This is a genomic window from Microcoleus sp. F10-B2 (assembly GCF_036704965.1).
In the GTDB taxonomy this organism is placed as follows: Bacteria; Cyanobacteriota; Cyanobacteriia; order Cyanobacteriales; family Microcoleaceae; genus Microcoleus.
On the sequence record NZ_JAUBTB010000039.1, the window covers coordinates 58,552 to 69,796 of the forward strand.

General features: G+C 41.0%; 2 protein-coding genes. Both read right to left on the reverse strand.

What is annotated here, in order from left to right; all coding sequences use genetic code 11:
- Nucleotides 1-29: 29 nt before the first annotated feature.
- Nucleotides 30-5,480: an AAA family ATPase gene (locus QUA99_RS16760; protein WP_333238839.1), complete on the reverse strand. Its 5,451-nt coding sequence runs from the start codon at nucleotides 5,478-5,480 to the stop codon at nucleotides 30-32.
- A gap of 69 nt (nucleotides 5,481-5,549) precedes the next feature.
- A complete protein-coding gene (locus QUA99_RS16765) occupies nucleotides 5,550-10,913 on the reverse strand; it encodes an AAA family ATPase (protein ID WP_333238842.1) in 5,364 nt (1,787 codons plus the stop codon).
- Nucleotides 10,914-11,245: the final 332 nt, after the last annotated feature.

Genomic DNA, 11,245 nt, shown 5'->3' on the forward strand with positions numbered 1-11,245 from the left:
CCCAACGGGCGTAGCAGTAAGATGCTTCTTTAGGCTCTAATATAGCTGATGGGAATCTCGATCGCTAACTCTGTACCCTCTCCAACTCTAGAATTACAGGTTAATTTACCGCCATGTTTTTTGACAATACCATAGCTAACAGATAAACCCAAACCTGTACCGCTACCCACTGGTTTAGTTGTAAAAAATGGATCGAATATTCTGGATTGAATACTCGCCGGGATACCGACACCATTATCAGTGATTTTAATTCTAACCCTGTCTTTTTTTATGACTTCAGTCTGAATCGTGATGGCAGGATTTTTCTCTGTTTTATTAATTGATTCAAGAGCATCAATAGCGTTACTGATAATACTCAGAAATACTTGATTGATCTCACTAGCATAACAAATGACCTTGGGCAGATTTCCATACTCTTTCATAACTTGTATTTCTGATTTACCATCGCTCTGTCTTAAGCGAGTTTGCAAAATTAGCAAAGTGCTTTCAATTCCGGTATGTAAATCTACTGCTTTCATGTCGGCTTCATCTAAACGGGAAAAGTTACGCAAACTCAGGATAATTTGGCTAATGCGATCGCTCCCTGCTTTCATAGATTCCAGAATTTTAATTAAATCTTGCCAGATAAATTCTAAATCCATTTCTTCTATTTTCGCTTGAATTACTCCACTGGGGTCGGGATACTCTTGTTGATAAATATTAAGTAAAACAAGCAAATCTTTGACATAATGCTCTGTATGTGCAAGATTACTGCGAATAAATGTTACTGGATTGTTGATTTCGTGAGCAATCCCAGCTACCAGTTGACCGAGAGATGACATTTTTTCGCTCTGAATTAATTGTGCTTGGGTGTGTTGTAAGTTTTTAAATGCTTGCTCTAAATCAAAAGCTTTTTGGCTTAAATCTTCTGTTTTTTGCGCTACTTCTGCTTCTAAGCTTTGGGAATAGTTCTCTATTTGTTTATATAAACGAGCATTATCAATAGAGATCGCCGCTTGAGCTGCGAGTATCTGAATAATTTCTACTCGCTCATTAGTAAATGCTCCCAGTGTTAAGTTATTTTCTAAGTACACAATACCGACGAGTTTTCCTTGCCGCATAATTGGAGTACATAAAACTGATTTAGGTTGATGAGCGATAATATAGCGATCGCCTGCAAATTGGTCGGCTGTACTTAAGTTGTCAAAAACAGCCGTCGCTTGAGTTCGTGCCACCGCATAAATCAAACCCTGAGGAATTTCCTGATATTGTTCCAGAGGAATTTCTAATATTTTTGTCTGCTTGTGTGCGGCTTGAGCGACGACTAACCATTGTCGGTCTTGGCGAAGCACTAAACAACCGATTTGTGCTCCGCTATTCGCAAGCATAATCTGCATCAAAGTGGCTAACAGTTTCTCTAATTCAATTTCTTGTGAAATGGCTTGTGCCGCCATCATTACTGCTGGAAAATCTAACCATAAATTCTCGGTACTACTGATGCTAGCTAGGCTTCCCATGCAGGTCGGGTTGATGGTTTTCCCAGATGTAATCACAAATTTAGCAGGTTGGAGAATAGCTTTCAGTAGTTGTGGATAGTGTTGTTCTAAATAAGCTACTTTAGCCTTTGCATCCCAGCGGGAATAACAGTAATAGGCCTCAATCATGTAAGATTGTGCAATTTTTTCTTTCCCCCAATCTAAGTAGAATTTTGCAGCTAGTTCGTTGGCCAAACCTTCTTCTTGGATATAACCATTTTCTTTGGCTCCTGAAATAGCGCGATCGTACCAATCTCCAGCTTCATAATTCTTGCCTAAAACCCGGCATTTTTCTGCTTCTACTAAGTCAACTTTATGTTGGTGATTCATCGGGGCCTGGTGTGCCCATTCAGCCAGAGTGGTTTGATGGGTTTCTGCCAAAGCAAGAGTGTTAGCTTGCTCAATTTCTGACTGCGTAGAGCAGAGTGCCAAGTAGGTTAACCCGGCATAGAAATGGAAAACGGGAGTATGAATCATTGCTGCCGCTACCCTCAAATAGAGGCTTGCTTGGGCAATGTAGTCTAGGGCGTTGGTGTAGTTGCCAAAGATATACGCAAGCATTAGTTTGTAGTTATAGGCAAGAGCGAGTGCAGTAAGCTCACTATTCTGATTGTGCTGAGGAAACATCACGATTTCATCATAAGCCTGACCGATTAACAAATCCGGTTGATTGACAATTTCCCTCAAGTTATGCACCGCCTGTTGTGCCATATTCACGTAAACCAGAGGAGAATATTGCTTCACAGTCGCTAAGACAACACAGTAATTTTCTATTTCTGCGTGCCAATCATCAAGCTCTACTCCCGAAAAAAAATTATTATATAAATAACTGCTGACGCAGTAGCCAGCATTGAGAAAATCACCTGTTTCCATTCCGACTAAATAGCCTTCTTTCGCCGTTGGGATTGCTGCCCTCAGTGGTTCTTGACGATGCTGAATAAAACAGCCAAACCAAAGTAAAGTGATACATTTAAATTCTGGCCAATTCAACTGATTGAGTAAGCTGAGTGCTACTCGCCCAAAGTGATAACCTTTTTCTACTTCTGACAAAAAACCAGACAGCACAATGCCATAACCCACATACCCGATTGTTGATGCTGGTGCATTGCCAAATTGAAGTGATAGGCTGACCATTGTGGCACAAAGCAGAGGCTGCAAAGCAGGATTTCCCATAAAAATAGCCGGAAACAAGATGCCTAACAATTGCATCGCCGCGATTGTCCGAGGATCGCTCATCACGGGAAGGTTAACCAGTTCCTCAATCTGTTTGCCCTCCAGTTGGTTGGCAAGGTTTTGTAATGCAATGCGTGTCAAGGCTTCGTCAGTTTCATAGGGGAGTTCAATCCCCAATTGTGCTAGCGCATTAGTGCCGATCGCGATCGCTTCTAACATCTGACTCTGAGTTGTCAGTGCGTTGATTTGAATCTCAAATATTTTGACTTTATCTAGTATTGTTTTGGCCGATCGCAAAACCTGGGCTGCTATTTCTTCCATGCCATTAAAATCGGCATTTAAGTAGGCAGTTTCAGCCGCAGCCACATAAAGATTCAGGGTTAATTCATACTGAGTTTCCCAACAGTTTTCAGTGAGTAACTCCAGCCCTGTTTTCACAAAACTTCTGGCGCCTGCATAGGCTGTAGAATTTCTGGCTTTCTGTCCGGCTGCTAAGTTCAATCTGGCTAAGGCTTCCCGTTCGTCTGCTTGAGTGATGAACTCAATTCCTAAATTCAAATGCCCGACAATATCAAACAACTTTTCCTCTTTTTCTATCTCTGATAAGTTTTGTTGGAGTAGTTGCCCAATATGGTAATGGGTCTGCTGTTTTTGCTCGTCAGGAATCAATGAATAAGCCGCTTGTTGGACGCGATCGTGTAAAAATCGATAAGTCGGATTAGCGGAAGCATTGAAAACTTCCTCACTATCAGATAGGGTAAAGAACTTATAGATTTCGGTAGTAGGAATTACCAAACCTTCCTGCAAAGCTTTCCATAAAGCTGTTGCGGTACTGTCTGGTGATTTCTCACTGACAATTGCTAAGGTATTCAAATCAAACTGCGACCCAATACAAGCCCCTAGTTTGAGACTATCCTGAGTTTCTCGGGGCAATTTTTGTAATTGCAATGCCATGAATTCAACGACATCATCAGTAATTGCTAAGCCCTTCACTTGGGCAATATCGCATTGCCAATATTGAATCTCGCCATCAAAGCTAATTAACTTGTCATCATGTAAAGCTTTGAGAAACTGGGTCGCAAAAAAAGGATTACCTTGAGTTTTTTGATAGACCAATTTTGTTAAAGGGTGGGCTAGGGATGATTCACAATTCAGTGTATCTGCCACTAACTGATTCATATCAGCTTCCCTTAATGGTGGTAAAGTAATTGTATTCACCGTTGCCCCAGTTTTGACAATTTCATTCACTGTTAAAATCAATGGATGTACGGGGGAGACTTCATTATCTCGATACGCACCTAATATTAATAGATACCCCCCATCTTGCATCAATAATTTAATCAAGTTCAGTGATGCTGAATCTGCCCATTGCAAGTCATCTAAAAACATGACTAACGGATGTTCTTTACTGGTAAAGACTTGCACAAATTTTTGAAACAGGAGATTAAAGCGATTTTGGGCTGCTGTTCCTGATAATTCAAGGGCGGCTGGCTGTTTACCGATGATGTTTTCTAATTCAGGAAGTACGTCAATTAAGACTTGTCCGTTGTCTCCTACTGCGGTTAATATCTGGCTTTTCCATGTTTCTAATTGCCAATCTGATTCGGATAGCAATTGCCCCATTAAATCGCGGAATGCTTGCACAAAGGCGCTGAAGGGAATGTTGCGCTGAAATTGGTCATATTTCCCTTTAATAAAATAACCCCGTTGCCGCACAATGGGTTTATGAACTTCGTTAACCACTGCGGTTTTTCCAATTCCTGAAAACCCCGCAACGAGCATCATTTCTGTTACACCTTCGCTGACTCTTTCAAAGGCTTTTATGAGCGTTTCTACTTCGGTTTCTCGTCCATAAAGTTTGTCGGGGATGAGGAAGCGATCGCTGACATCCCTACACCCAATTTCAAAGGATTCAATCCGACCGTTGTCTTGAAGTTGAGTTAAACATTTTTCTAAATCAAATTTCATCCCGACTGCACTTTGATAGCGGTCTTCCGCATTTTTTGCCATCAATTTATTGACAATTTCTGAAAGTACAGGGGGAATTTCTAAATTAATTTCATGGACTAAGGGTGATGCTTTAGCAATATGAGAATGGATTATTTCTATTGGATCGTTGGATAGAAATGGTACTTCTCCTGCCAGTAATTCATAAAAAGTGACTCCTAAAGAATAAAAGTCAGTCCGATAGTCAATTCCCCGATTCATTCGGCCTGTTTGTTCTGGAGAAATGTACGCAAGCGTCCCTTCTAAGACATTGGGATTCATCAAAGTTTGTGTTTCCCGTGGGAGGAGAGAGGCAATACTAAAGTCGATTAATTTGACTTCTTTGGTTTCGGGATTAATTAAGATATTACTGGGTTTGATGTCTTTATGAATAATGCGCTCGCGATACAATATATCTAAGGTATTGCACAGCGCGATCGCTATCTGTAAAAATTCCCTCAAAGACAGTGCGTTTTCCCCTTTCAGTGCCCATTCCTGAAGAGAAATTCCCCCAAATTCTTCCATGACTAACGCATAACCATTTCGATATGGTTCGAGACTATATGTTTGGATGATTCCAGGGTGATGAAGGTTTTTAGCAATGGTGTACTGATTGCGAAACTGCACCAGTTCGCTGAAGCTAGGATAGTCACTTTTCAGCAGTTTGATCGCAACAGGTAGTTGGTCATTGGTACGGATGGCTCGATATACTAAGGTGCGACTTCCTGAATAAACTGTTTCGACAATTTGATAGTTGGTAATTTTAAATATTGGGTAAGATTTAGCTTTTTTGTTGGTATTATTCATGGCGATTGTTGTTTGATAATTGAGCGCGAGTAATTAAATGAGTCTGAATGATAGGGGAAATTAACTTTTTTATTCTGTCTTGATGGGTAAGGTGATAATAAATTCTGTTCCTTGACCTAGTGTTGAGTAGACGTTCAGGGAACCGCTATGTTTTTCGACGATAATTTGACGCGCGATCGCCAATCCCAACCCTGTGCCTTTACCGACTTCCTTCGTCGTAAATAAATCCTCAAAAATCTTCTCTCGCACCGCCTCATTAATCCCAACCCCATTGTCTTTGATACGAATCACAACTTGCTGCCGATCGCCCGATAATTCTGTCTCGATAATAATTTTATTAGGAGTCGCTTTAATCTCTGCAAAGCTCCGTCCAGTATTTGATTCATCCAGGGCATCGATCGCATTCGCCAACAGATTCATAAAAACTTGATTGAGCTGGCCGGCATAACACTCAACTAAAGGCAAATCCCCGTATGTCTTAATAACTTGAATCTCCGGGCGAGTATCTGAAGCTTTGAGACGGTGTTTGAGGATCATCAAGGTACTGTTGATGCCATCATGGATATTACAAGCAACAGGGCGATCGCTATCGGCACGGGAAAAAGTTCTGAGGCTAGTGCTAATATCTTTAATCCGCTTCACACCTTCACGCATAGAGGTCACCAACTTCGGTAAATCTTCCCGAATATAGTCGAGATCGATTGTTTTAATTTCCTCTTGAATATCTGCATCGGGTTGAGGGTACTTTTGTTGATACAAATCGAGCAAGCCAAACAAATCCTGAACATAATCCAATGCCGGTTGAATATTACCATTTAAGAAACCAACCGGATTGTTGATTTCGTGAGCCACACCAGCGACTAGATTTCCCAGCGCGGACATCTTTTCACTTTGGACAATTTGCAATTGAGCTTGTTTTAGGTTATCAAAAGCTTGTTGCGCCTGTTGATAGAGGCAGGCATTTTGCAGGGAGATAGCGGCTTGAGAGCAAAGCAAATTCAGCACCTCAACCCGATCGCTCGTAAATGCGCCAACCGTCAGGTTATTTTCCAGATACAGAATTCCAATCAACTTACCTTGATTAACAATTGGACTGCAAAGCACACTTTTAGGCTGGTGCTGTTCAATATAAATATCTCCAGCAAACTGAGGATTTACCCTCGCATCGGCAAGTACCAGCGGTTTCAAACTCCGCTTGACAGTATTGACCAAACTAATCGCTACATCCTGACTAGATTCTAGCGGTATTGATGGTAATAGTTGCGGTTCCTGCCCCTCTACGACAAGGGCTACTACCTGTAACTCAATATCTTGTTTAAGCAATAACACACACCGGGTTGCCCCAGCATTTGTCATCACTATTTTTAATAGAGTAGCCAAGAGTTTATCTAGTTCAATCTCCCCTGAAATAGCTTGAGAGGCTTGGATCAGAGTAGGCAAATCTAGAAATTCAGAGTTGCTGCTGGAAGAGTGAGTAGAAGTAATCGTTCCTAATGTGATACTTCCTTTGAGGGAAGCAAAGGATCGATCTGACTGAAGGATGGGTGCGAGGAGTTGGGAATAACGTTTTTCCAGATCGTCTACTTTAGCCTTAGCTCCCCAACGACTGTAGATATAGTAAGCCTCGATCATATAGTTACGGGCGAGGCGTTCTTTCCCCCATTCCAGAAAAAACTTTGCCGCCAGTTCATTGGCAAGTGCTTCTTCTTGGATGTAGCCTTGTTGTTTTGCTGCAATGATGGCGCGATCGTATAACTCTGCTGCTTGCCAGTTAATCGCTAATACTCGCGCTTTTTCGGCTTCAATTAATTCATATTTATGCTGATTTCCTTCTGACGCATTCTCCACCCAAAATTTCATTTTTTCCTGATTAATATTGACTTGAGATAAATATGTTTCTTGTTCATTCACCGTGACTTCAGTATAGCGATTTAACAATGTTAGCGAATGGTAAAAATTGAGAACTATGACTTGCATAAAACCAAAAGCTGAGCCGGATTGCTCCTGTGCTAGTCCCACATTTTTTAAGGCTTGACTACTATCGCCCAACAAGTAACATAGAATAGTTTTAGCCAGATAAAACATAAATAAAACTATTCCCGATTTAGCGGCAATAATGCGGGGCAAAGTTTTCTCTTCATCAAAGCTTTTACCGCTCAATAATAGGGCATCTGCGGCTTGACCCTGTAAATTTAAACCTAATTGTCGCCATACTTGCGAGAAATGGGTAGAACTTTCTTGTTTAAAGTTAATACAAAAATAACCATAAAATTCTTGTTGCTGGACGGCATATCCTAAGTGGTCTTCCGTAAAAAATAAGTAACTACACAAATTTGCAGCACAATATCCACCCCATTCAAAGTCACCTACTTCTAGCCCTGCTTGTAGGCCTTCTCGCAAAGGCTCGACACTGTTTTTTGCGGGTTCTTTCCAAGTGCGAATATTGGCATTAAACAAGTTATAAACTTTGGCTTTTAGTTCTTTAGCGTTAAACTTATCTAATAATTTTAACGCAATTAAACCTGCATGATAACCTCTATCTAATTGACCTAAACCTACTAATAATAACCCGTAAAAACCGTAGGCAAAAGATGATTGTGCTGAATCTCCATATTTAAGACACAAATTAATCATGGTGATGATTAATTGCGGAAAAATCTCTGGTCTTGCTACAAATACAGGAGTACAGAGGGTTCTTAAAATTTGCATGGCTGCGATCTTATATGGATCTGTCATCAGTGGCAAATTATCTAAATCGTCAAGATTTGGTAAATCAATTATCAACTCATTGTCCAAGTCTATTGTTAGTAAAGAAATTGATAGTTTTTCTAACACTTCTAACCCAATATCTACTGCCGCGATCATTTCTATTTGCTGAGCTATATGAATTTGCATTTTTAATTCATAAACTTTCACCTGTTCGAGTAGATTCTTTGCGGCGGTCAGCGCCAATTCAGCTAATTTTAATGATTCCTCAAATTTTAGGTTTAAATATTCAGCTTCGGCAGTATCGATGTAAATATTGAGAGTCAATTCATACTGATTTTGCCAACACTCTGTCGTCAGTAACCCCATCGCCGTTTGTAAATAGACAGTTGCGGCAGCATAAGCGTTAGAAGTTTTGGCTTTCCGCCCTGTCACTAGGTTTAATTCGGCTAATTTTTGGCGCTCGCTTGGTTCAGTGATTAAATCTTTACCCTGATTTAAGTGCCTGACAATCTCAAATAGTTTTTCATCTTGCTCTATGTCTGAGGAATTTTGTAGTAACAATTGTCCGATTTGGAGATGAGTTGCTTGCTTTTTATCATCAGGAATGAGGAAATAAGCAGATTGTTGGACGCGATCGTGTAAAAATCGATAAGTTGGATTAGCTGAAGCCTTGAAAACTTCATCACTCTCCGATTCTGTAAAGAACTTATAGATTTTGCTCGTGGGAATTACCAAACCTTCCTGCAATGCTTTCCATAAAGCCGTAGCCGTCATTCCAGTAGATTTCTCACTGACAATTACTAAGGTATTCAAATCAAACTGCGATCCTATACAAGCAGCTAATGTGAGAACATCCTGAGTTTCTCGGGGCAACTTCTGCAATTGCAATGCCATGAATTCAACGACATCATCAGTGATAGCTAAGGCTTTGACTTGGGCAATGTCACACTGCCAATGCCGAATATCCCAATTAAAGCTAATTAGCTGATCGTCATGTAAGACCTTGAGAAACTGAGTGGCAAAAAAAGGATTTCCCTGAGTTTTTTGATAGACTAATGTTGTCAAAGGTTGGGCAAGGGATGATTCGCTATTCAGCGTATCCGCCACCAACAAATTCATATCTGGTTCGCTTAACGCTTGCAAAGTAATCGTATTCACTGTTGCCCCGCTTTTAACTATCTCATCCACTGTTAAAATAAATGGATGCACGGGGGAAACTTCATTATCTCGATAGGCCCCCAATACTAATAAATACCCTGTATCCATCATCAATAACTGTAGCAAATTCAGGGAGGCTGAATCCGCCCATTGCAAGTCATCCAAAAATATCACTAAAGGATGTTCTTTGCTCGTGAAAACTTGCACAAACTTCTGCATTAGCAGATTAAAGCGATTTTGGGCGGCACTTGCTGACAATTCTGTTGCAGGAAGTTGAGCGCCAATTAGGCCTTCTAACTCAGGAATCACGTCAATCAATACTTGTCCGCTGTCTCCCACTGCTGCTAAAATCTGGGTTTTCCATGTTTGCAGTTGGGTATCCGATTCTGATAGCAATTGACCCATTAAGTCGCGGAAGGCTTGCACAAAGGCACTGAAGGGAATGTTGCGCTGAAATTGATCGTATTTGCCTTTGATAAAATAACCGCGCTGGCGGACAATGGGTTTATGAACTTCATTGACAACGGCGGTTTTCCCAATTCCCGAAAAACCTGCTACTAGCATCATTTCCGTTGTTCCCAGGCTGACTCGCTCAAAGGCAGCTAATAGTCGATCGACTTCTTTTTCTCTACCGTAGAGCTTTTCGGGGATAGTAAAGCGATCGCTAATATCTCGCTTTCCGAGTTCAAAAGATTCTATCTTGGCTGTTTTTTGTAACTGAAGTAAACAAATCTCTAAATCGTGCTTGAGTCCTAATGCACTTTGATAGCGTTTTTCGGCATTTTTTGCCATCAGCTTACTGACAATTTTCGCTAAAATTAGGGGTATCTGTGGATTAATTTGATGGATCGGTATCGACTCTTTGGCGAGATGACAGTGCACCAATTTCATCGGGTCATCAGAGATAAATGGCAACTGTCCTGTTAACAATTCATAAAAGGTCACACCCAGGGAATAAAAGTCACTGCGATAGTCAATGCCTCGATTCATCCGTCCTGTTTGTTCGGGGGATAGATAGGCTAATGTTCCTTCTAAGATATTAGGGTTCTGGATTTCTTGGGTTTCTCTCGGCAGTAGGGAAGCGATGCTAAAGTCAATTAGTTGAATTTCTTGGGTGTCTGGATTAATGAGAATATTAGCGGGTTTAATATCTTTGTGAATGACTCGGTTTTGGTATAGATAGTGAATAATGTCTGTTAGTTGTATGGCGAGTTGGAGAAATTCTGCTAAAGGTAAAGCTTGAGATGGTTGGGTGTGATTTGTTGCTGTTTTGAGATAAGTAGATAGCGAGACTCCGCCAAAGTCATCCATTACTAAGGCATAGCTATTTTGGTATACTTCCAGGGTCAGGGGTTTGACGATGTGAGGGAAGTCGAGATTTTTGGCAATGGTATATTGGTTGCGAAAATGGACGAGTTCGTTGAAGGTCGGGTATTCGTTTCGCAGCAGTTTGACGACGACTGGGTATTGGTCACGGGTACGGATGCCTCGATAGACTAGGGTACGTGTACCTGCATAAAGTTGCTCTGTAATCTGATAACCTGACAAATTTGCGATCGCATCCATAACTGGTTGACCCTTGATTATACAACAGTTAAATTAAAACCTTCCATTCCCTTCCATTGTATTTTATTATTTGACAAAGATAGCGATCGCAAAGCCTGCACCCTGGCTAGGGACAGAATTAACTGTAATTTTTCCCAGATGTTTTTCAACTATTATTTGACAATCAAGCAATTTGGTCACAAGCATCCGGATTCATCCATTTACTTTTGAAAAAGCTGCGCCTTCCGATCGCCAGCCCCGGACTCATCCGTGCGAGGGAGCATCCCGGTTTTGTAAATGGTTAAAAGTATGATATGAGCCAAAATTTTTCGCCCTGCGCTACATGATAGAAC